Source organism: Prevotella sp. P4-51 (genome assembly GCF_002251455.1).
Taxonomy (GTDB): domain Bacteria; phylum Bacteroidota; class Bacteroidia; order Bacteroidales; family Bacteroidaceae; genus Prevotella.
The window spans coordinates 23,877-45,119 of record NZ_NPJM01000066.1; the positions used below are offsets into that span (position 1 = coordinate 23,877).

The 21,243-nt window shown below is 53.8% G+C and carries 19 protein-coding genes and 2 pseudogenes; 8 read left to right on the top strand and 13 right to left on the bottom strand.

Annotated elements, in window-relative coordinates:
* Positions 1-38: 38 nt before the first annotated feature.
* From glpA to CIK94_RS12180, 7 genes are read left to right on the top strand one after another with little or no spacing between them, the layout of a single operon-like run.
* Entirely contained in the window at positions 39-1,577 is a 1,539-nt protein-coding gene (gene glpA, locus CIK94_RS12150; RefSeq protein ID WP_371591773.1) for an anaerobic glycerol-3-phosphate dehydrogenase subunit A, read from the top strand.
* A 23-nt stretch (positions 1,578-1,600) separates the two neighbouring features.
* Positions 1,601-2,503 (top strand): anaerobic glycerol-3-phosphate dehydrogenase subunit B, encoded by a 903-nt coding sequence (locus CIK94_RS12155; protein WP_094423179.1) that lies wholly within the window; start codon positions 1,601-1,603, stop codon positions 2,501-2,503.
* Between the two features lie 6 nt (positions 2,504-2,509).
* Positions 2,510-3,739 (top strand): anaerobic glycerol-3-phosphate dehydrogenase subunit GlpC, encoded by a 1,230-nt coding sequence (glpC, locus tag CIK94_RS12160; RefSeq protein WP_094423180.1) that lies wholly within the window; start codon positions 2,510-2,512, stop codon positions 3,737-3,739.
* A gap of 12 nt (positions 3,740-3,751) precedes the next feature.
* Positions 3,752-5,101: a sn-glycerol-1-phosphate dehydrogenase gene (locus CIK94_RS12165; RefSeq protein WP_094423181.1), complete on the top strand. Its 1,350-nt coding sequence runs from the start codon at positions 3,752-3,754 to the stop codon at positions 5,099-5,101.
* A gap of 35 nt (positions 5,102-5,136) precedes the next feature.
* Complete coding sequence (locus tag CIK94_RS12170) at positions 5,137-6,468, top strand: MFS transporter (RefSeq protein ID WP_094423182.1); 1,332 nt, start codon at positions 5,137-5,139, stop codon at positions 6,466-6,468.
* A gap of 3 nt (positions 6,469-6,471) precedes the next feature.
* Positions 6,472-7,287 (top strand): HAD-IIA family hydrolase, encoded by an 816-nt coding sequence (locus tag CIK94_RS12175; RefSeq protein WP_094423183.1) that lies wholly within the window; start codon positions 6,472-6,474, stop codon positions 7,285-7,287.
* On the top strand, positions 7,284-8,408 hold the full coding sequence (locus CIK94_RS12180; protein ID WP_094389062.1) for a hypothetical protein: 1,125 nt from the start codon (positions 7,284-7,286) through the stop codon (positions 8,406-8,408). The genes CIK94_RS12175 and CIK94_RS12180 overlap by 4 nt, the downstream gene beginning before the upstream one ends.
* Before the next feature lie 4 nt (positions 8,409-8,412).
* Here the strand turns inward: CIK94_RS12180 and CIK94_RS14155 are convergent, their stop codons facing one another.
* On the bottom strand, positions 8,413-8,661 hold the full coding sequence (locus CIK94_RS14155) for a hypothetical protein (RefSeq protein ID WP_144008395.1): 249 nt from the start codon (positions 8,659-8,661) through the stop codon (positions 8,413-8,415).
* 472 nt (positions 8,662-9,133) lie between these two features.
* Between CIK94_RS14155 and CIK94_RS14900 the strand changes: the two genes are divergently transcribed.
* The gene (locus CIK94_RS14900) at positions 9,134-9,355 is read left to right on the top strand and encodes a helix-turn-helix transcriptional regulator (protein ID WP_094423184.1); all 222 of its coding nucleotides are present in this window, start codon (positions 9,134-9,136) and stop codon (positions 9,353-9,355) included.
* 33 nt (positions 9,356-9,388) lie between these two features.
* On the opposite strand, the gene CIK94_RS12190 is transcribed toward CIK94_RS14900, so the two are convergent.
* From CIK94_RS12190 to CIK94_RS14165, 12 genes and pseudogenes are all read right to left on the bottom strand, one after another.
* Complete coding sequence (locus CIK94_RS12190; RefSeq protein WP_094423185.1) at positions 9,389-10,147, bottom strand: arginase family protein; 759 nt, start codon at positions 10,145-10,147, stop codon at positions 9,389-9,391.
* A gap of 241 nt (positions 10,148-10,388) precedes the next feature.
* The gene (locus CIK94_RS12195) at positions 10,389-12,728 is read right to left on the bottom strand and encodes a glycoside hydrolase family 3 protein (RefSeq protein WP_094423186.1); all 2,340 of its coding nucleotides are present in this window, start codon (positions 12,726-12,728) and stop codon (positions 10,389-10,391) included.
* A 550-nt stretch (positions 12,729-13,278) separates the two neighbouring features.
* Positions 13,279-13,716: an Hsp20/alpha crystallin family protein gene (locus CIK94_RS12205; RefSeq protein ID WP_094384667.1), complete on the bottom strand. Its 438-nt coding sequence runs from the start codon at positions 13,714-13,716 to the stop codon at positions 13,279-13,281.
* A gap of 36 nt (positions 13,717-13,752) precedes the next feature.
* A complete protein-coding gene (locus CIK94_RS14160; protein WP_144008397.1) occupies positions 13,753-14,043 on the bottom strand; it encodes a hypothetical protein in 291 nt (96 codons plus the stop codon).
* 56 nt (positions 14,044-14,099) lie between these two features.
* Entirely contained in the window at positions 14,100-15,116 is a 1,017-nt protein-coding gene (locus tag CIK94_RS12215; RefSeq protein ID WP_094423188.1) for a BT_3987 domain-containing protein, read from the bottom strand.
* A 25-nt stretch (positions 15,117-15,141) separates the two neighbouring features.
* Positions 15,142-16,293: a BT_3987 domain-containing protein gene (locus CIK94_RS12220; RefSeq protein ID WP_094423189.1), complete on the bottom strand. Its 1,152-nt coding sequence runs from the start codon at positions 16,291-16,293 to the stop codon at positions 15,142-15,144.
* Positions 16,294-16,319: 26 nt separating this feature from the next.
* Positions 16,320-17,345: a glycoside hydrolase family 18 gene (locus CIK94_RS12225; RefSeq protein WP_094423190.1), complete on the bottom strand. Its 1,026-nt coding sequence runs from the start codon at positions 17,343-17,345 to the stop codon at positions 16,320-16,322.
* A 35-nt stretch (positions 17,346-17,380) separates the two neighbouring features.
* On the bottom strand, positions 17,381-18,928 hold the full coding sequence (locus CIK94_RS12230) for a SusD/RagB family nutrient-binding outer membrane lipoprotein (protein WP_094423191.1): 1,548 nt from the start codon (positions 18,926-18,928) through the stop codon (positions 17,381-17,383).
* Positions 18,929-18,949: 21 nt separating this feature from the next.
* Positions 18,950-19,660, bottom strand: a pseudogene (locus CIK94_RS14960) (SusC/RagA family protein); the annotation flags it as partial.
* 54 nt (positions 19,661-19,714) lie between these two features.
* Positions 19,715-20,170 (bottom strand): annotated as a pseudogene (locus CIK94_RS14965) (carboxypeptidase-like regulatory domain-containing protein); the annotation flags it as partial.
* 388 nt (positions 20,171-20,558) lie between these two features.
* Complete coding sequence (locus tag CIK94_RS12240) at positions 20,559-20,819, bottom strand: hypothetical protein (protein ID WP_094423193.1); 261 nt, start codon at positions 20,817-20,819, stop codon at positions 20,559-20,561.
* Between the two features lie 79 nt (positions 20,820-20,898).
* Positions 20,899-21,177, bottom strand: coding sequence for a hypothetical protein (locus CIK94_RS14165; RefSeq protein WP_144008398.1), 279 nt, complete (start codon positions 21,175-21,177; stop codon positions 20,899-20,901).
* Positions 21,178-21,243 lie beyond the last annotated feature (66 nt).

Consider the following 21,243-nt stretch of genomic DNA (forward strand, 5'->3'; position numbering starts at 1 on the left):
CTGCGACCGGGGGCATATAACTTACCACAATGAAAGATATGAAACTTAAAGACCATTACGATGTGATTATCATTGGTGGAGGCATCACAGGCGCAGGCACTGCCCGCGACTGTAGCATGCGTGGCCTGCGCGTACTGCTCGTCGAGCGCCACGACTTCACCCACGGCGCCACCGGCCGCAACCACGGTCTGCTGCACAGTGGTGCCCGCTATGCCGTCACCGACCAGGAGAGCGCCACCGAGTGTATCGTGGAGAACAAGATACTGCGACGCATTGCGCCCCACTGCGTGGAAGAGCACGACGGACTCTTCATCACGCTGCCCGAAGACGACCTGGCTTACCAGCAGCTCTTCGTCGACAGCTGTCTGCGTGCCGGCATCCGCGCCGAGATTATCGACCCCAAGCTGGCGCTCAAGCGCGAGCCCTCTGTCAACCCCGACCTGATAGGCGCTGTGGTGGTGCCCGACGGCAGCATCGATCCCTTCCTGCTCACGATGAGCAATGTGCTCGACGCCCGTCGTCATGGTGCCGACATGCTTACCTATCACGAAGCCTCAAGCCTCATCATACGCAACGGAAGGGTCGAAGGAGTAAACCTGCGCAACACCATAACCGGTGAGCGCATGGAGGCCCACGCCACCATCACCATCAATGCCGCCGGCATCTGGGGCATGGAGATAGCGCGCATGGCTGGGGTGACGGTCAACATGTTTCCCGCCAAGGGCTCGCTGCTGGTCTTCGGCCACCGCGTCAACAATATGGTCATCAACCGCTGCCGCAAGCCTGCCAACGCCGACATACTCGTGCCGGGCGACGTCATCACCGTGATAGGCACCACCTCCGAGCGCGTGCCTATGGAGGAAGTCGAGAACATGAGGGTAACCCCCGAAGAGGTCGACGTGCTGCTCAAGGAGGGATGCAAACTGGCGCCCTCGCTGGCGTCAACGCGAATTTTGCGAGCCTATGCCGGAGTGAGGCCACTCGTGGCAAGCGACCACGACACCACGGGTCGCAGCATAAGCCGAGGCATCGTGTGTCTGGACCATGAGGTGAGAGACGGACAGGCGGGCTTCATCACCATCACCGGCGGCAAACTCATGACCTACCGACTCATGGCCGAGATGGCTACCGACAAGGTGTGCAAGAAGCTCAACATACAGCGTGAGTGCGAGACAGCCATCACGCCGCTGCCCAACCCCGAAATGCGCAGCGACAAGGCGTTCCGCCGCCATGGAACCATGACTCCCGAGCCGCTGGTGTGCGAGTGTGAGGGCGTATCGCGCCGCGATGTAAAGCAGCTCATAGACAACCATCAGGTAACCAGCCTCTCCCAGCTGCGCCGACGCACCCGCCTGGGCATGGGCACCTGTCAGGGACAGCTCTGCGCCTATCGCGCCGAGCGCATGCTCGAAGAACTCTGCCACAAAACCAAGGCCCAGAGCCGTCAGGACGTGATGCGTTTTCTCAACGAGCGCTGGAAGGGTATGGCTGCCGTAGCCTGGGGCCCCACACTGAGCGAATGTCAGCTCATGGGCTACATCTACCAGTCTATCTTGGGAATTAGGAAAGAGAAATAACAACGACAAGCAATCAGAATAACGTGAAATTTGATACTATTATAATAGGTGGAGGCCTCAGCGGACTCACTTGCGGCATCAGCCTTGCCGAGGGTGGGCAGCATGTGGCCATCATCAGTCGCGGACAGAGCAGCATGTTCTTCAGCGACGGTTCGTTCGGTCTCCTGGGCTACGACAACGACGGCAACGAAGTGGCGCACCCCGCCGAGGCTATGGGCCAGTTGGCCGCCACGCATCCCTACACCAAGATGGGTGCCGAGCGCACCCTCTCGCTTGCCCGTCGGGCGCAGTCACTGCTCCAGGCAGCCGGCGTAGAGATGGACGGCAGCTGCGACGCCAACCACACGCGCGTCACCCAGTTTGGCACCGCCATGCCGGCATGGCTCACCATCGTGGGCCACGACAAAGACGGCGAAGCCACCTTCCCCTTCATCTACGGCAGAAGCATCCAGACCACACTGCAAAAGCGGTTTGAACTCCTCGGCGGAACCTATCTGCTGGGCGACGAGATAGTGGCTGCCAAGGCGTGGAGCGCCGATGGCACAAGGCTCATAAGCGTAACATCGAAGCACCTGAACGCCGAGCCGCTCGAAGCCGACCACTTCGTGCTGGCGGCAGGCTCGTTCTACAGCGGTGGCATCATGGCCGACTACGAGCACGTGTTCGAGCCCGTGTTCGACCTCCGTGTCGACGCACTCGCCGACCGCAGCCAGTGGGCACTCGACGATGCCTTCGACGAGCAGCCCTTCATGGAGTTTGGCGTGGCTACCGACGCCACATTCAGGGTCACCAAAGACGACAAGACCATCGACAATCTCTTTGCCATCGGCAGCATACTGAGCGGACACAACTCCATCAGCCTCGCCGACAAGGAAGGCGTGTCGATGACCACTGCCCTGCACGTGGCAGAGACCATAAAACAATAAAGAGCTATGAGTAAAGATATACAGTTATACCAGGTCAGCGAGAACGACCTGGAGAAGTGTCTGAAATGTTCCATCTGCAACGCGTACTGCCCGGTGAGCGGCGTCACGCTCAAGTTTCCCGGCCCCAAGTGGGCGGGGCCTGACGGCGAGCGCCACCGTCTGAAAGACGAGACCTGCTTTGACGAGAAGACCATGAAGATGTGCCTCAACTGCAAGCGTTGCGAGATTGTCTGTCCGCAAGGCGTCAAGGTGGGCGACATCATCCAGAGCGCCCGCATCAAGTACAGCCTGCAGGGCATAGGCATCAGAGAGTTTATGCTCGCCAATACCGACCTCGTGGGTACGCTCGCCACCCACTCCTTCGGACTCGCCAACCACGTGGTCAACATGGGACTTACCAAGTGGATGCTCCACAAGATGGTGGGCATACACCAGGGCCGCACCTTCCCTGCCTACGCCTCGCACACGTTTGAGGCGTGGTACCGCCGTGAAGCCGCCAAAGGCCAGCAGAGCTTCGACCGCAAGGTGGCTTACTTCCATGGTTGCTACGTCAACTACAACTTCCCCGAACTGGGCAAGCACCTCGTGCGGGTGCTCAACGCCATGGGCTATGGCGTATCACTCATCAAGGGAGAGCAGTGCTGCGGTCTGCCAGCCATAGCCAACGGCATGAGCGAGAAGGCGCGCGCCAACGGCCGCCACAACATAGCCGCCATGGAGCGGGCACTACGCGACGCCGAGTGCATCGTCACCACCTCGTCGTCGTGCACCTTCACCATGCGCAGCGAGTATGAGAGTCTGCTCAGACTCGACAACAGCAGCGTGGCAGAGAGCATCAACCTCGCCACCAAGTTTATCTACCAGCAACTCAAATCGGGCGCCGCCCAACTGCGTTTCAAGCCCGACTTCAAGCTGCGCGTGGCTTACCACTCGGCATGCCACATGGAGCGGTTGGGATGGACCATCTACAGCATCGAACTGCTCAAGATGATACCCGGACTCGAGCTGGTCAAACTCGAAAGCCGCTGCTGTGGCATCGGTGGTACCTACGGCTTCAAGAAGGAGAATTACGATGTGTCGCAGTCTATCGGAGCCCCGCTCTTCAAGCAGATTGGCGAGGTAGACCCCGACGTAGTGGTCACCGACTGCGAGACCTGCAAGTGGCAGATAGAGATGAGCACACCCTACCGGGTAATGAACCCCATCTCAATCATCAACGACGCAATATTAGATTAAAACAAGACATATATGGAAAACAGAGTAACAATGGCATTGGACAATGCTACCACCACCAAGGCCCTGCAACTGGGATGTGGCGTGATAAGCACCGTGGGTGATGTCTTCGCCCAGCAGTTTGCCGGCCGCAAGGCCATCATCGTCGCCGACAAGACCACATGGCACGTGGCTGGAGCCAAGGTAGCCGAAATCCTCGCCCGCGATGGCATCGCCACCTGCGAACCTTATATCTTCGACGAGCCCGAGATGCACGCCGAATGGAAATACATAGACCGCCTGGATGCCGTGCTGGCTCAGACCGACGCCGTGGCAATAGCCGTGGGCTCGGGCACCATCAACGACACCACCAAGCTCTGTTCGGCCCATCAGCAGCGACCCTACATGGTAGTGGCGACAGCCGCCTCGATGGACGGATATGTGGCGTCGGGCGCATCGATAACCAAGGACGGCAAGAAGCAGACCTTCGCCTGCCCCGCTCCCCAGGCTGTGGTGGCCGATGTCGACATCATAGCCGGCGCACCCGAAGCCATGACCGCCTCGGGCTACGGCGACCTCTTCGCCAAGGTTCCGGCTGGAGCCGACTGGAGAGTGGCCGACGTGATAGGCAACGAGAAGATAGACCCGCTGTCGTGGAGCATCGTGCAGGACGGACTGCACAGCGCGCTCGCCGACCCCGAGGGTGCACGGCGTGGCGACAAGCACGCCATAGAGCAGCTCATAGAGGGCCTGTTGCTCGGCGGATTTGCCATGCAGGCCTACCCCAAGACCTCGAGGCCCGCCTCGGGTGCCGAACACCAAGTGAGCCACATGCTCAATATGGCCAATTTCACCATGGCCAACGGCAATATGCCTTCGCATGGTTTCCAGGTGAGCATGGGTGTGCTGGTGTCGCTCTCGCTCTATGAGTATCTGCTCGAGATGGACATCGAGCATCTGGACATCGAAGCCTGTGTCGAGGCATGGCCCTCGCTCGAAGAGCAGGAGGCCCACACGCGCAACACCTTTGCTGGCTCGGGTCTGGAAGACTTCTGCGTGGGAGAGATACGTGCCAAATATGTAAGCCGCGACCAACTGCGCCAGGAGCTGACCGACATCCGCGACAACTGGAGCACACTGCGCGAGCGGCTGCAGCAGCAGCTGGTATCGGTGGCAGAGGCCAAACGCCGTCTGCAAATGGTGGGCGCGCCGACCGAGCCCGAAGATATCGACATCAGCCGCAGCTATCTCAAGGAAATCATCTACAAGTCGCAGTTTATACGCCGCCGCTACACCATCATGGATGTCGCCGTAAGGCTCAACCGCTATGAAGAGTGGCTCGATCGCCTCTTCTCAGAGCGCGGACTGTGGCCCATAGACCGCTAAGACCCAGACTATAACCCTATTAACTACTGACAGATATGACCAAGACATTCAAATACTGGCAATGGCGCACCATCTTCGCCACCATGATAGGCTATGCCATCTTCTACTTCGTGAGAAAGAACTTCTCGTTTGCCATCCCCGGACTCACCGCCGAATATGGCATCTCCAAGACCAGCTTCGGTATCATCATGACCCTGGTGACGGTGGTCTATGGTGCGTCGAGATTTCTCAACGGCTATCTCGCCGACCGCTTCAACGCCCGCTACCACATGGCGATAGGACTGCTGCTCTGTGCCGCAGCCAACTACGCCTTCGGTTTTGGCGCCGACCTGAGCTACCTCATCACCGGCGAAAGCTCGGGACCACAGTTTGTCAACACCATGGTGTTCATTTTCGGTCTGTTCCTGCTGCTGAACAACCTCTTCCAAGGCTCGGGATTCCCCCCGTGCAACCGCCTGCTCACCCACTGGATTCCCGCCAATGAACTGGCTACCAAGATGTCTATCTGGAACACCTCCCACTCGATAGGAGCCTCTATCGTGGCCATCCTCTGCGGCTACATCATGGCAACGATGGGCCATGGCGCGTGGAAGTGGTGCTTCTGGATACCCGCCACCATAGCCCTCGTGGGCGCCATAGGCATCTATGTCTTCCTGCGCGACACACCATCGTCGGTAGGACTGCCCGAGCTCCACACCATCAACAAGAAGGGCAAGGAGGGAGGCGCCGAGTACAAGGCGTTCCTGCGCAAGATGGTATTCCGCAACAAGTGGATATGGATACTGGCCATCGCCAACTTCATGGTCTACATCGTGCGCTTCGCTGTGCTCGACTGGGGTCCCACCTTCCTCAAGGAGGCTCGCGGCATGAGCCTTGCCAACGCCGGATGGACAGTAGCCATCTTCGAGATATTCGGCATCATCGGCATGATAGTCTCGGGCTGGCTCACCGACCACGTGTTCAAGGGCAAGGCCCATCGCACCTGCTTCTGGTTCATGGCGGGCGTGGCTGTGTTTATGACCATCTTCGTATCGCTGCCCGCCGGCACATCGATGCCCGTGATGGTAGTAGTGCTCGCCATGGCAGGCTTCTTCATCTACGGTCCGCAGGCGCTGATAGGCATCGCCGCCTCTAACCAGGCCACCAACCGCGCCGCAGCCACCGCCAACGGACTCATCGGAATGTTTGGCTATGCCAGCGGCATCGTGAGCGGCATCGGCGTGGGTATGCTCGTCGACGCATGGGGCAACTGGGACTATGTATTCTATGGTATGATAGGTATCGCCGTGCTCTGCGTGGCTGTCTTCACGCTCATGTGGAACGCCAAGGCCGACGGCTATGCCGAAGAAGAAACCGCTAAACTGTAAACTATGCAACTGGAAAAAATCAAGCATGTGGCGCTCGACATGGATGGCACCATCTATCTCGGCGACACGCTCTTTCCCTACACCATCGACTTCCTCGACAAGCTCAAGAGGATGGGTATAAGCTACTCGTTTCTGACCAACAACCCGTCGAAGTCGATAGAGGACTATCTGAAGAAGCTCGCACGCATGGGAATACATGCTACCGAGGAGGAGATATACAACACCACCGTGGCGACCATCGACTATATCAAGGCCCACTACCCCGAGGCGCGGCGCCTCTTCCTCTTGGGCACGCCCAGCATGATTTCCCAATTTGAGGCAGCCGGCTTCACATCCTGCGAGGACACCCCCGAAGACGTGCCGGATATCGTGGTGGCTGCCTTTGACATGACCCTCACCTACAAGAGGCTGTGCAGGGCGGCATGGTGGATAAGCAGGGGGCTACCCTACATCGCCACCAACCCCGACCGGGTGTGCCCCACCAACGAGGAGACCGTGCTGGTAGACTGCGGCTCTATCTGCCGTTGCCTGGAGAGCGCCACCGGACGCAAGCCCGACATCACGCTGGGCAAGCCCGACCCAAACATGCTCTTCGGAATACAGCAACAGCGCGGGCTCAAGCCCGAAGAGATACTCATGGTGGGCGACCGCATCTATACCGACATTGCTATGGCGTTCAATGCGGGCGCCATGGGTTGTCTGGTCCTCTCGGGCGAGACCACGATGGAGGTGGCGCAGGCAGCCGAACGCCAGCCCGACCTCATCGTAGACAGCATCGAGGTGCTCGGCAACATGTTACAACAAATCCACGACCGATGATGCGCAGACCTATATTGACTCTACTGCTCCTGGTGCTCTGCCTGGGCTGCGTGGCACAGGACTTCCCCAAGCGTATCTTCTCGGGTTATCAGGGCGACTTCCACGTTCAGGGCGCTGCCTATGACCGTCAGCGCCAGTGTGTGTACATGTCGTTTACCACCAAACTGATGAAATACGACCTCCAGGGCCGTCTCATCGCCAGCGTCAACGGACTCACGGGGCATCTGGGCTGCATCGGCATCAACCCCGATGACGGCAGACTCTACGGGTCGCTCGAGTACAAGCACGACGTGATAGGCACGGGCATCACGGGCAATCTGGGCGTGAAGAACGACGCCCGCACGGGCTTCTATGTGGCCATCTTCGACCTCGACAAGATAGACCGCATCGACATGAGCCCCGACGAGGTGATGACCACGGTGTATATCCCCGAAGTGGTGGCCGACTGCGAAGCCACCGTCGTCAACAACGGTCGCCAGGTGGCGCATCGCTACGGCGCATCGGGCATCGACGGCCTCACCTTTGCTCCGCAGTGGGGCAAGAGGTCTGGCCGCAACTATCTCTACCTGGGCTACGGTGTCTATGGTGACACTACGCGCACAGACAATGACTATCAGGTGTTGCTCTGCTATGATGTGCGCCAGTGGAGCAGGTATGCACGCAAGATAGACCCCACCCACATCCACGAGTCGGGTCCCGCGAAGCCGCGCGCCAAGTACTTTGTCTATACGGGCAACTCAGATTATGGCATCCAGAACCTGGAATACGACGCCTCGACGGGCTACATGTTCGCCGCGGTCTATCACGGCTACAAGAGCCAGTGGCCCCGCTATGAGATGTATGCCATCGACACGCGCGTCAAGCCTCACAAGGGTTGGCTGCGGGGTGTGGAGCCGAGAGAGAAGGCCCCTCTGCTCACCCTGGTGCGTAGTGGCAAACCCTCGGCAGGCGGCGAGGTATGGGGATGGGAGCGTACGCGTGGCGCCACAGGCATGATAGCCCTCGGCAACGGTCTCTTCTATCTCTCCGAGAATGGTCTGGTGAAGACCAAGGGCAAAGGCAACTACACCAATCTGCGCCTCTATCGCTGGAGCGATGACAAAGGTTTTGTAAGACAATAGCGCGCTACCAAGGCAGACAGCGACCATAACCAACGGCCCGACGGACAGCACCGTCGGGCCGTTGTTGTCTATGCTGGTGGCTATGTGTAGCGATGGCGTGACGGCATGTAGCGATGACAAGAGTGGCAAGTAGCGGCAGGGAGGACGGCACAAGAGTAAGGGTAGCAACCACAAGCAGCCTTGCATCACGCACCACGAGTTCCGCAAGGCGCATCAAGTCATTGCATACCATACGGATAGCAAGGCTATCCATGGTCATTGCCAGCTCGTATCATAAGGCACGAGTCCACGTATCAAACGGTACGAAAGCTCGTATCATACGACACGTGCACACGTAACATACATCACGTGCCAGCCGAGTGGACTGCGGTGGGAGTGGAGGTGTAACCGACAGCGGCGCAAGGGCACAGTGCTGCGCGAAAAGGTAAAGTACAGCATGTAGCCGTAGACATTACACGCAGCAAGAGAATGGTATGAATTGTGAAGGAGAACTCTATCAAGTCGAGAATAATGCCTTCGGCTAAGCGCAACACCTACAGCGTTGCTATCCTTTTCTGTATCAATACCCAGGGTTGGGAAATCGCAACTCCTACAGAGTTGCCGGGGGTGCGTACCATCCCACGACGCCCCCCCTTAATGCTTAGTATCGCTGTCCGATAATACTCTTTTGGGCATAAAGAATCAGGGCGGGATTCCTCGCATGGAATTCTGCGCTATCAGTTGCCTTGCTTCTTGAAATTCAATTCCAATATCTTTTCGACTATCGTATGCGCTTAGCTGTACTTTATCTACTCGATTCTGATATGGCCATCAACGACATCGGCATAAAACTGGGCTACGACTACCAAAGCCACTTCTGCACAGCCTTTAAGCGAAAATATGGCGTAAGTCCTATTGAATATAGAGCCATGCAGCATGCTCAAGATGCTAAACATGAGGATGTTTAGCGTGGATATGAAGGAAAGAAATGTTATTCTGTTTCAGCTTTCGGTTAATATCATTTGCATCAGTTCCTCGTTGGCTCTGTTGTTTACCGACGCATCCTTTACCTCAGAAAGATAGTCGAGCGTGGCAGAACATTCGCCTGTTATGTCTACGCCGATTACCTTCTCGTGGGCATATATGATGCGCAGCACGGCTTGGAGTTGCATGAGAGTCATGTCTCCATTACTCCAATCGGTAATGGCATCTTGCTTTCTAAGCACGTCCTTGTCTATGGAAATGTAGACAGGCTCATGTATCAACTTGCCTGCCTTTGAGGGCCATGCTTGATGATGGTCGATTTCTGCTTGGCTGTAGAACATCACTTTCTTCCTTAGATGCGCTGGCACCTGGGATATCAATTCGTCAGAAGCACCAACGATAATGATATTCCTTACAAAAGTATTCTTCTCCAATACATCCGTAACCCAACCGCCACAAGAAACAACACCCTTCCATTGTGGCTGCTGCATGTCAGGATGGTGGTCAAGCACAATCAGAGAGAACGGCTCTTGTAGTTTGGAAACCCAATATTCAGTAAGATAATGATAGTCGCCCGAATCAATAAAGTGAAGCGCCTTTGCAGGATACGGAGCAAGCAGTTGGCGCAGTTCTTTCCTTCCATCCTCATCACAATAGCAGTCTACTCCATTAAGTTCACGACAGTCAACATGGACAATCTCCTGACTTGAGGCAAACGACTCGTAATCGTATACATCAGAGAAATTGAGGAGTATAATAGGCAGTTTCTTTTTCATAAACGCAAGAATTTTGGCAACAGTATTGCTATTAACACAAATGACCTATAAACAGCAGTCGGTAATGGCCGCATTGTTCGTATGTCATCAAGCAAATGGAGCACAAGTCTAAACCTGTGCTCCTTATCTAATTTTTCGTAATATCCAACATGCCTGTCATTACCAGTATGACAGCACGATTCATATTCATTATAATACCATTGGCATCTGCGCCTTCGGTATTTCTCCCTTTCCCGTGAGTTTATATCTTCGTGGGTGCGGACTTGATGATGGGTTTCTTGATGGTGATGGTTGCGCTGGTGCGGATATCCTCTACCGACGCACCTATCTCCAGGGTGTATTTGCCGGCATCGGTTACCCATGCCATGCGCTTCTCGTTGAACGAGGCGAGGTCAGCCAGGGGAATTGACATTTCCACGACCTCAGTCTCTCCGGCTTTGAGCAGTCGGGTCTTGGCAAAGGCTTTCAGCTCGCGGCTGGGTTTCTCCATCGTGCCCTTGGGAGCGTTGACGTAGAGCTGTACCACCTCTTTGCCATCTACGCTACCCACATTGGTCACCGGCACGCTGACGATATAGCGGCCCTTGACAAGGCGCACCTGTGGCTTGTCATATTTGAAAGAGGTGTATGACAGACCGTAGCCGAAGGGATAAGCCACGGCCTTCTTCTGCGTATTGAAATAGCGGTAGCCCACATAGATGTCTTCCTCGTAGTTGGTGTAGCCCAGGTCTTTCTTGGCGAGCACCACCGAGTCGGGGCGCAGCAGTTCGTCCCAGTTGAACTTGTAGTGCAGGGGGAAGTTCTTGGCAGATGGGTAGTCGAAGTAGTCGAGCGCAAAGGTCATCGGCAGTCTGCCCGAAGGACATACCTTGCCCGTGAGCACATCGGCCACAGCATTGCCGCCCTCTTCGCCGGGCTGCCAAGCCATGACGATGGCATCGACCTTGTCGCGCCATGACGCCACATCGATGACGCCACCCACGTTGAGCACTACAATCACAGGCTTCTTCTGCGCGTGGAAAGCCTTGCTAACCTGGTCTATCAGCGTCAGCTCAGCCTTGGTGAGCAGATAGTCGCCCTCCTTGTAGTCGCGGTCTTCGGCCTCGCCCGAGTTGCGGGCGATGGTGATGATGGCCTTGGTGCAGTCCTTGGCACGATAGCCGATGAAGGCGCTGTTGATGGCAGGCTCCTCGGGCTCACGCATACCGAAGAACCAGTTGCGGAAGGTGGGCGTATTCTGCTCGTCGAGCAGCAGATACTGGTTGTCCATATAGTGGGTGTAATAGGTATCGAGTGTAGAGTGGAGGTTTACCTTGCTGTTGTGCAGTCCCTCGACGAGGGTCACGGTGTAGGGCTTGTAGACATCAGCGGCGCCGCGTCCGTTGGCATAAAACTTATACGCGCCAAGTCCGAAGAGCGCCACCTGGTCGTCTTCCACGAGGGGCAGAGGGCGCGCCTTGGTCACCGCCTGCTTGGCAGCATCACCAGTGATGAGGGCAGGCTCGCTGTTCTTGAGCAGCACCACGCCCTCGGTGGCAGCCTCGCGTGCCAGCACGGCGTGGGCCTTGAGGTCGGGAGCGAAGGTGGCTTCGACGCCACGGTAGTGGGGTGTGCGCATGATGTATCGCAGCACACGCCGCACATTGTTGTTGATTTCAGCCATCGTCAGCGTACCTTTCTTCACGCAGTCCAGGATATCCTGCACCTGCTGCGGAGTACCGCCCATGAGCAGGTCGTTGCCGGCATGTACCTGTGCGCGGGTGTCGCGTGCCTCCACCCAGTCGGTCATCACGATGCCGTTGAAGCGCCATTCCTTGCGCAGCAGGTCGGTGAGCAACTTGTGGCTGTATTGGGTGTGCAGGCCATTGATACGGTTGTATGACGACATCACAGCCCAAGGCTTGGCCTCGCGGATGGCTATCTCGAAGCCGCGAAGGTAGATTTCGCGGAGGGCGCGCTGCGACACACGGGCGTCGTTGAACATGCGCATCGTCTGCTGCGAGTTGGCGGCAAAGTGCTTGATGGTGGCGCCCACGCCCACAGACTGCAGACCCTTGGTGGCTGCCGCTGCCATATAGCCAGACAGCAACGGGTCTTCAGAATAGTACTCGAAGTTGCGGCCGTTGAGCGGGTTGCGATGTACATTGAGACTCGGAGCCAACAGGATGTCGCCACCGTAGGCAAGCAGTTCGTCGCCCATTGTGGCACCCACGCGCTTTACCAGGTCGGTGTTCCATGTGGCAGCCAGCAGCGTAGCCACTGGGAAGCCGGTAGAATAGTAGGCTTTGCCGTCGCCTCTCACCAGCGTGTCCATGCGCACACCCGTGGCGCCATCCATCATGATGGTGTGGGTTATGCCCAGGCGGGGTATGGCGTAGGTGGTGCCGGCTCCGTTGGCGATGATATCCATGCCTTCAGCCGACTTGACTCCCACCAGCAGATGGGCTTTCTCTTCAAGGGTCATCGCTTTGACAATCTGGTCGATGGGCGCTTTGCCCAACTGGGGCAAGGGTTTTTGGGCGGTCATCGTCAGGCTGCACGACGCCACGGCAAATAGTAGGAATATTCTTGATAATTTCATGATAATATTGATTTTCTGCAAAATTAATATAATTTCATTAGACCTCCACGCTTTTAGGGCAAAAAGTGTGAAAGTGGGCGTAAAAAAAAGGATTGAGGGGCTGGTTATCGTTGGATGAATGAAAACACAAAAAGCCGTGGCGGTGGCTGTCGTGGTGTGAGTTATCTGCTGTGGTTACACTGGCATTTAGTTGGTGCGGATAACGCCTTCGGCTAAGCGCAACTCCGATAGAGTTGCTACTGCTTACACAAACCATCTGCGAGTTACCCCTACAGCTAAGCGCAACTCCTACAGCGTTGTCGAGGTGCATTCCATCCACTATGAACCAACCATACATGGCCTTAGTGCGAAGCCCCAACCCTACCTTGCCCAAGGGAAAGAAGCTCGAGCCAACCACCTCAAACACAGCAGGAATAAGCTCCAGCCCCTTGAGGAGGTCTGGGGAGGTGCGGCTGCTTTGGCGAGGGGCTTTTGGACAGACACAAAAAAGGGCAGACTGTTTCTCATTACTGAGAGCAGCCTGCCCCATACTTTACTATTCACCTAATGCTTATTTGACTTCTATGTGCTTAACGTCTTCCTTTTCCTCTTTCTTCTCGACCTTTGGCAGAACTACCTTGAGCACACCGTCGGCAACGTTGGCCTCAATCTTGTCGGCATCTACATTGTCTGGAAGAGCGTAACTCTGACGATAGCTGGTGTAAGAGAACTCGCGGCGCAGATAGTGTTCCTTCTTGTTCTCGTCCTTCTGCTCATTCTTGTTCTCGATAGAGAGGGTAAGATAGCCGTCTTTGTCGATACTCATGTTGACTTGCTCCTTCTTCAGGCCTGGAACAGCGACTTCCATGACATACTGCTTGTTGTCTTCCTTTACGTTGACTGCCGGAGCTGTGGTTGTGGTCTGTGCCATTACGGGTGTATTGAAGAAATTGTCATCAAACCAATTGTTCAACCAATCAAAATCATTGTTTCTACGAACTAACAACATAATTATTACCTCCTAATTGTATTTTATATTCTTCTATTATCTTGCCGGTGTGGGTCTCGTCAACCTTGCGGTTGCCTTCGGCCTTCCGGCTTTCACTGATAGTTTTGCAAGTTGCATACCAACGGCGAAGAAGTGACAATTTGTCAGTGCGACGGGGCGATTGTGGCAGCAATGTTGAAAATAATTGGCTTTTACTGCCATAATCATGACAACAGGAAGGCAATATGGCATCATGGCAAGGATGGCTGTGACGGCGGTAAAGACAAGGAGAGCGGCTGGCATCGCTATGCTCAGGACAAAAAAAATGAAGGCCGCAACTATTCCCATAGTCGCGGCCCCCGGATTGTTGTTTTTAAACCAACGCTATATTATGAAACAACAAATTATTTGAACATATAGAGTTCTCCTACACATGTCTGGTTGTACTCTTCGCCAAAGAAGTAACCATAGTAGCAAGTGTAAGGAATGAACTTTACATACTTACATGTAATTGCTGAGTAGAAGTTGATGCAAACAACACCATCTGTATAACCAGTTTCCAAAGCTCCACCAGTCTGAGATGTCCAGTTCTGACCATCGTTACTGGTAAAGATTTCAAGGGTATAAGGACCGTAAGGTGCGTCATAACCATACTGGTAAGCAACACCAATCAGAGGCTGGGGAGTTTTGAACTCACAGTAAATTGGCTCTGGACCAGCATACATATCTGCCCATGTGCTGGTGTATGTATCCATGAGCTTTTCAGTATAGTCTTCTTCCTGGAAGGTGTAGGTCAGATCAGCTGCAGTAAGCTTGGTCTTGGTCAACAGATCGTCGCTGAAGCCCTTGAAGTTGGTTACCTTCTTGTCCAACAATGTATAATAAGCATTGTGGTCCTTACCCACAGCAACCTTAGAAGCAGACTTGACGTCAGTAATCTTGATGGCTGCAATAGCTTTGCCAGAAACGTTTCTGATGGCTTCGCTGTCAGTTACTTTGAACTTGACAGGCTCAGCAGATACATTCTTGCCAGCAGGGATGGTAACAGTATTGTTCTCAATAGCCATACAGCCAGGAGCAAGAGCACTGTTCTTTTCAGCACCATAAGCAGCGGCGCCAGCAGCGGCAGCCTCTGTATCCTCAGCCACAGTAACGACTACGTCATTCTCTACAGGAGTAGTAATACGTACATAGAACTCGTATGTATCCTCGGGTACAACAAATCCTGCAGGAGTCTGAACTACAGTTGCCTGTGTTGCATTGGCAGGTGCAGATACCTCATTGATATATACCTTGGGATCATTGCTTGTCTGCTCCTCGGGGTGAAGGAGCGAGCCCACCTCGGGCTCACCCTGACATGCCGTGAAGAGGGGCAATGCGGCTATCAGCGCAACGGCTGATTTAATTATCATTGATTTCATAATCTTCTTACGTTTTTACAGTTTATTATTTACCATCAATACGTACATCCTGAATCCAAGTGGGAACCAAATTGTCCTTAGTTGTGGCATCGTTGCCATTGCCAGACCAATCCTTGAACTTGAAGCCCTGACCCTCATTGAACTTGTAGTAGAAGATGAAGCCGGGAGTGGTGGGATCGCAAGAGTACATATTGTTCTGAATCTCCTTCTGTGAGCGTGCCTTCTTCCACAGACGAACCTCGCTGTAGTAAGAGTTACCCTTGTTATAGGTAGAGTTAGAGCTGATAGATACAGAAGAAACGCGGGTCTCCTTGCCAGGCAGGTCCATAGAGTTGTCGAGCTGACCGTTGACATAGAGATACAACTTGGCACCGGTGCATACGTAGGCGATGTGATACCATGTGTTGGCGTTGAAGAGCATCTGGCTGTTCATCTGTGTACCCTGGGTCTTGATCTGCAGACGGTTACCCTCGATAGGAGCGTCACCGAAGCGAACGTAAACCTCATCGGGACCGGTGCTGTAGATGGCCTGGTTGTTGTATTGACCGATTTGTGTACCGAGAATATCCTTCTTGATATTCATCTCCATAGTCCACTCAGTAGTGGTATAAGTCTCCTTGAGGTCCTGGCCAATGTAGGAATTTACGTTGAACTGGACAACAGGCTGGATAACCACCTGGTCGAGAACGAATACCATAACGCTACCAGACTTGAGGACATTGGCATTGCCGCTAACCTTCTCAAGACGGAAGGCGAGCGCATACTTCTTACCGCTATTCTTGAGCTCATCGTTGTAAGGATTGATGGTCAGTGTAGCGGGGTTAGATACAGAAGTACCGGGTTCAATGGTCACCTCATTGGCAGAGAGTGAGAAAGAACCTTCGGGCAGAGCAGTATAAGAAGTCTCGTTCTTGGAGTTGAACTGCTCGAGAGCCTGAGCATCGTACACCAGCTTGAAGCTGCTTGCCTCGGTAGCCTTTTCAGACAGACGTACGTTGATGTCTGTAGAGACAAACTCGTTGCCGACAGTAAGTTTCTGCGAAGAATTGGCATTAGTCGCTGTCTGCAGGATGTATGCCTGATTGGTGAGCTGGTCGTATTCGGCATTCTCACAACCTGTGAGGGCTACGGCGCCGAGAAGGATGCCACCATATATGAATTTTGAAATCTTTTTCATTATTGCAGTTATTATGAAATTAAATACTACTTAATCGCGGGATTCATAATCTGGATACCCTTACGCAGAGCGGGATAAGAAGGCTGCTTGCCTGCCATATACTCATACTCCATGTGATAGGTACCGATACCACCCTTCTGGACTTTCTTGCCATTGATGATGGGCTGCCAACGTGCCATACCCTCAAGACTCATCATCTCATTGCCATTGCGGTCAGTAAATGATACGCCACCAGCAAGAGCAAAGTTCTCGAAGTTCTCGGTAACGATGTACTTCTTGGCAACCTCTTCGGGCTCGAGTACGCCATTAAAGTTCATGATAGTTCCCTGGAGACGACCATCGAGGTTAGCGTCACCGGTACATTGGTAAGCCTGAACGATGAAGTAGTTGAAGCAAGGACCGAGCTCAGAGTTGATAGTCTGAGGCTCACCGTCGATGACGAGCATCTTGTCAGTACCTGACTTCGGACCAAGACGGCGGCTGAGAGCCTCTACGAATACTTTCTCGGCAGCGGGTACACCAGAGATGTTACCTCGATGACCGTAGTTAGGCTCATAGTCATAGTCGAAACCATCGTAGCCATACTTGTCGATGGTATCACAGATGGCATTGGCATACTTCACGATAGCCTCGTCGCCTTCACCCCAGAATGTAGTGGCATCCTCGCCCTCGGGAGTGAGCTGGTCGCCCACGTTCTGTACGATAAAACATACGAGAGCACGTGTACCCTTTACAGTCTGTACATATTCGAGGTCAGCCTTGCGCTCGGGTGTGAGGTTACGCCAGTTACCCCATATTGAAACGAAGTCTACGCTGTCGGGGAGACCGCGGAGCGAGTTTTCGAGAGAAGCACCGGCACCTACCCAGTTACCAAACCATCCGAAGGCTACGGGGTGGTCGCTCTTCTTATATGCTCTCAGAGCCTCATAGTACTCTGGAGTGCGCGCAGGGTCGGTGAGATTGACGGGATTCTTTGTCTCGACATCTGTGTCACAGGCAGCAAACATAAAGGCAACTACCGACACGAGCAGCATTTTGAATATATTTTTCATTGCTTTTGTCAATTTATTAGTTGATAATATAGTGATTACTTCTGCCACCACATCTTGGTAGCATAGTCATCGGCACCACCGAGGAGCTGTACAGCCTTCTGATAGTTTACAGGGTTGTTGGTAGGCTCAGTGTAGTCGAAAGGAATACGGTTGGGCACCTCGATGCTGTAAGAAGTAGTCTGGGCTACAGGGAATACCTTAGGATAGCCTGTACGACGAATCTCGCACCATCCCTCCTGACCGTCGGGGAAGAGGGCAATCCACTTCTGGACGATAAGGCGCTCAAGTTTCTCAGCTGCAGAAGCGCTGTTGTCCCACTTGATAGTGATGGTAGACATCTTGCCATGTGAACCACCGTAACCATCGGTAGCATCCTTATAGTCGGCAGGAGTACTTGCATCGTCTTCGAGGTAAGCATCTACGTTCTTGGCACCCCACTGCTCGAAAGAGAGCTTGATGGCCTGCTTGAAGAGAGACTCTACGTCGCCACCCATACCAGACCAGTTGGCCAGCGCACCTTCGGCACGGCAGAATGTCATTTCAGCTGCTGTGAGCCATACGCCACGAGAGTCCTTCTCGATGTTGGCTGCAGAGTAGAGACCACCGGCAACAGACTTATTACCAATGTTGGCACCGGCACGACAACCGATGATGGCGCGGTCGCCCTCGGTAGTTGTAGCACTGAAGTACTTGCTGATACGTGGGTCACCATAACCGTTCATATAGCTCTCGATGTCGGCACATGCGCGGCTGTCGCCCCACTCTACAGAGGTCTTCCACTGACCGTTGGGGTTGTAGTTGATGGCGCAGTTGTCGTCGTTAGAGGTGATGACACCAGCGGCAACAGCTTCCTCACCTACCTTCTTGGCATAGTCGGGAGCCACGAAGCGCATACGGATAGCCATACGCAGTTTGAGAGAGTTGGCAAATTTCACCCACTTGGTGAAGTCGCCACCATAGACCTGGTCGGCGTCCTTGAACTGTACGAGGCTACCACCGTTGGCGGCGATCATACCGTTGATTACACCGAGGGCGTGGTCGAGGTCAGCCACGAGAGTCTTGTAGATGGTCTCCTGTGAAGAGTAGGCATTGGGATCTTCCTCAGCGCCGATTGGCAGAGGACCATACATATCGGTAAGACGCAGGAATGACTGTGCGCGCAGGATCAGAGCCCATGCGTAAGGCAGACTCTCCTTGGTAGAGAGACGGGCAATCTCATTGAAAGCCGAAACGGTCTTCTTCATACTGTCGGCGAATGGATAACGTACCCATCCTACAGGAGCATTCATCTTGGCGAAGTTGCTACCAGCGAAACCGTTGTTGGCATAAGTCATGAAGCGGCCGAGGTAGTTACCGATAAGGTCTTGGTTCATCTGATAGGTATTCTCCTGCTCGGGGAAAGCCTCAGTCTCCATCTGAACCATGAAAGAACCGGTGCTATAGTTATCGCGGTTGATTTCTTCATTGTTGAGGGCACCACCGGGACGGTTGGCGTCTTCGAAGCCATCAGTACATGAAGCTGCGAGGCCCATTACTGCCACTGATGCAACAGCGAAGGTTATTGTCTTTATAATAGTTTTCATTTTGAAAGTCATTTAATGTAATTAGAACTTCAGTTTAACATTGAAACCTAACGAACGGAGACTTGGCTGCATGAAGTAGTCGAGAGCCTGGTAGAAGGTACCGGTAGAAGCTGTTGACTCGGGATCGAAAGGAGCCTTGCAGTAAATCATCCAGAGGTTGTTGGCTGTAAGACCGAGAGAGAGGTCGAGGCCAGCAAGCCACTTCTTGGGAACATCGTAACTGATGTGGGCTTCCTGCAGACGTACGTTAGTAGCACTGTAGGTATATTCAGACCAGATGGGGTTGTCACCACCTACTACAGCATAGTACTTTTCAGCAGGTACGAGACCTGTATTGACTGGGATACCTCCATTCTCGCGGGCTGCGACAGAAGTCTTTGACACACCGTAGTAGTCCATGATGGCCTGGGTCTGGCTCATTACGATACCACCGAGACGGGCAGTAAGGAGGAAGCCGAGGTTGATACCCTTCCAAGAGAATTCGTTAGAGAAACCGATGTTGCCCTTGGGCAATACGCTACCCAGATACTTGGGATTAGAGAGAGTCTTGCGGATTACGTTGCCGCTGGCGTCGAGAGCGATATTGCCTTCTCTGTCACGAGCAAAGTCGGTATAGCTGTACACGTCACCCATGGTACCACCCTTCTTCAGGATTACACCCACGCCGTTAAGACCGGCTGTGCTGATGGTCACCTCTGGATCGGCGAGCAGGTCGATGATCTTGTTGCGGTTGTTGATTGGCACACCGTCTACTACGTAGAGAGCAGAGTTGCTCTGGTTGATAGACTTGGGACCACGCATTACGACACGTGTGGCACCACCCATACCAGCAGAAGAGGCGTTGATGTTGACACCAGCCACCTTACCGGCGAGAGAGTTCATGAAGTTGGTGCTCTTTACAGTGGTCAGGTCTTCGTTGCCCAACTGCTGTACATTGTAGCTAAGCGCCTTCTCCGAGCGCTTGATACCCAGAGCGGTAACGACTACTTCATCGAGAGTCTTCTCGTCCTGAGCCATGTTGATGGTCATACCTGTACCTGTGGCAGCCACTTCCTTGTCGGCATAGCCCAGATAGGTTACTACCAAGGTACTTCCGGCGGGAACTTTGAAAGAGAACTTACCGTCGATGTCAGTGACTACTGCGGTTTTTGTTCCTTTTACCGTTACGGTTGCACCAATGACAGGTTCGCCATTTTCATCGAGTACCTGTCCTCCGACTGTCTTCTCATTAGCCTGCTCCACCTTGTTGAAGGGAGCTTTCTCACTGGGCGCTCCTACTGCAAATGCAGAAACGCTACCAAGGCACAATGCCGATGAGAAAAAATCTTAGCAAATTAGATTGCATTCTGTCCATAGGTTTTTTGTAAGTTATAAAATTAAACAATATGAGAATTTTCACTCAATATCTATGTTAGTTGTTTCCCTGTTGGGTCGCAATTGGTTTAATACCGCCCTGAGAGTGTCCCCTCTGGCTTGGGCGCGTCGCGGACGACGCACCTGCACCATAGTATGCTTTGTTCTGTTCACAAACTCATGCTTGAGGGTCTGTTATCATCAGGTTATGTTGTTTAGGTTGTATGTATCGTCTTTATTTCGATGCAAAGTTAAACCTTTTTTAGCAATTGCGCAATTATTTCTGCCATTTTTTATATGCCGGTGCCAAAAAATCAAGGTTGGCGACTATCTCGGCTGTCATTTTGCTTATTTTCCAAGGAATTAGCGTTAAAAAAAATTTCATTGCGACGCCCTCTGTCATGGGTGAAACTATCGCACGCGTGCGCGCGTATATATTAGATAAGGTATAAACACCGGGCGTAGGCATGATGAACCCGACGAACAGAACGGGCGATGTCGCCACAGTCGCCGCGACGGTCATATTCTGCCGCGCCATCGCGTTTTTTTACGTTTCAAGGTGCGAAATGAGTATTGCATGGGCTGATTTGTACATTGCAAACCTTGAATTTCTGATATCATGCCGCGCCGTTCGCTTTTCTTGCATGGGCAGAGGGATGTCTTGCCACGCCAACAGAGAGTAGATGATGGTGGGCGCCCTCACTCGTTGCTCGTGGATGGCGGGCGAATGGCCGAACGATGCGAAGGAAGTGATGGCAGATGGCGAAGGGAGTGATGGCGGGTGGCGAAGGAAGTGATGGTGGGTGGCGAAGGAGGTTGGGGCTTTCGGCGAGGGAGTGATGACAGGCTACGAGGGGTTGGCGACTTGCGGAGAAGGTGGCAACGGTGGGTGTCAAAGGGAGGGGCTTGGGCGCTGCAGACACGAAGAAAGGGACAAAAGCAACTGCTGGTGTTTGCTTTTG

What these genes read in the sequence shown, in the direction of transcription:
- glpC (WP_094423180.1), top strand. Translation starts at nt 2,510, where the DNA reads ATGAGTAAAGATATACAGTTATACCAGGTCAGCGAGAACGACCTGGAG.
- CIK94_RS12195 (WP_094423186.1), bottom strand. Translation starts at nt 12,728, where the DNA reads ATGAAATTATCAAGAATATTCCTACTATTTGCCGTGGCGTCGTGCAGC.
- CIK94_RS12220 (WP_094423189.1), bottom strand. Translation starts at nt 16,293, where the DNA reads ATGAAAAAGATTTCAAAATTCATATATGGTGGCATCCTTCTCGGCGCC.
- CIK94_RS12180 (WP_094389062.1), top strand. Translation starts at nt 7,284, where the DNA reads ATGATGCGCAGACCTATATTGACTCTACTGCTCCTGGTGCTCTGCCTG.
- CIK94_RS12190 (WP_094423185.1), bottom strand. Translation starts at nt 10,147, where the DNA reads ATGAAAAAGAAACTGCCTATTATACTCCTCAATTTCTCTGATGTATAC.
- CIK94_RS12215 (WP_094423188.1), bottom strand. Translation starts at nt 15,116, where the DNA reads ATGAAATCAATGATAATTAAATCAGCCGTTGCGCTGATAGCCGCATTG.
- CIK94_RS12230 (WP_094423191.1), bottom strand. Translation starts at nt 18,928, where the DNA reads ATGAAAACTATTATAAAGACAATAACCTTCGCTGTTGCATCAGTGGCA.
- CIK94_RS12240 (WP_094423193.1), bottom strand. Translation starts at nt 20,819, where the DNA reads ATGGCGCGGCAGAATATGACCGTCGCGGCGACTGTGGCGACATCGCCC.
- CIK94_RS12205 (WP_094384667.1), bottom strand. Translation starts at nt 13,716, where the DNA reads ATGTTGTTAGTTCGTAGAAACAATGATTTTGATTGGTTGAACAATTGG.
- CIK94_RS12170 (WP_094423182.1), top strand. Translation starts at nt 5,137, where the DNA reads ATGACCAAGACATTCAAATACTGGCAATGGCGCACCATCTTCGCCACC.
- glpA (WP_371591773.1), top strand. Translation starts at nt 39, where the DNA reads ATGAAACTTAAAGACCATTACGATGTGATTATCATTGGTGGAGGCATC.
- CIK94_RS12175 (WP_094423183.1), top strand. Translation starts at nt 6,472, where the DNA reads ATGCAACTGGAAAAAATCAAGCATGTGGCGCTCGACATGGATGGCACC.
- CIK94_RS12165 (WP_094423181.1), top strand. Translation starts at nt 3,752, where the DNA reads ATGGAAAACAGAGTAACAATGGCATTGGACAATGCTACCACCACCAAG.
- CIK94_RS12225 (WP_094423190.1), bottom strand. Translation starts at nt 17,345, where the DNA reads ATGAAAAATATATTCAAAATGCTGCTCGTGTCGGTAGTTGCCTTTATG.
- CIK94_RS14160 (WP_144008397.1), bottom strand. Translation starts at nt 14,043, where the DNA reads ATGGGAATAGTTGCGGCCTTCATTTTTTTTGTCCTGAGCATAGCGATG.
- CIK94_RS14155 (WP_144008395.1), bottom strand. Translation starts at nt 8,661, where the DNA reads ATGGATAGCCTTGCTATCCGTATGGTATGCAATGACTTGATGCGCCTT.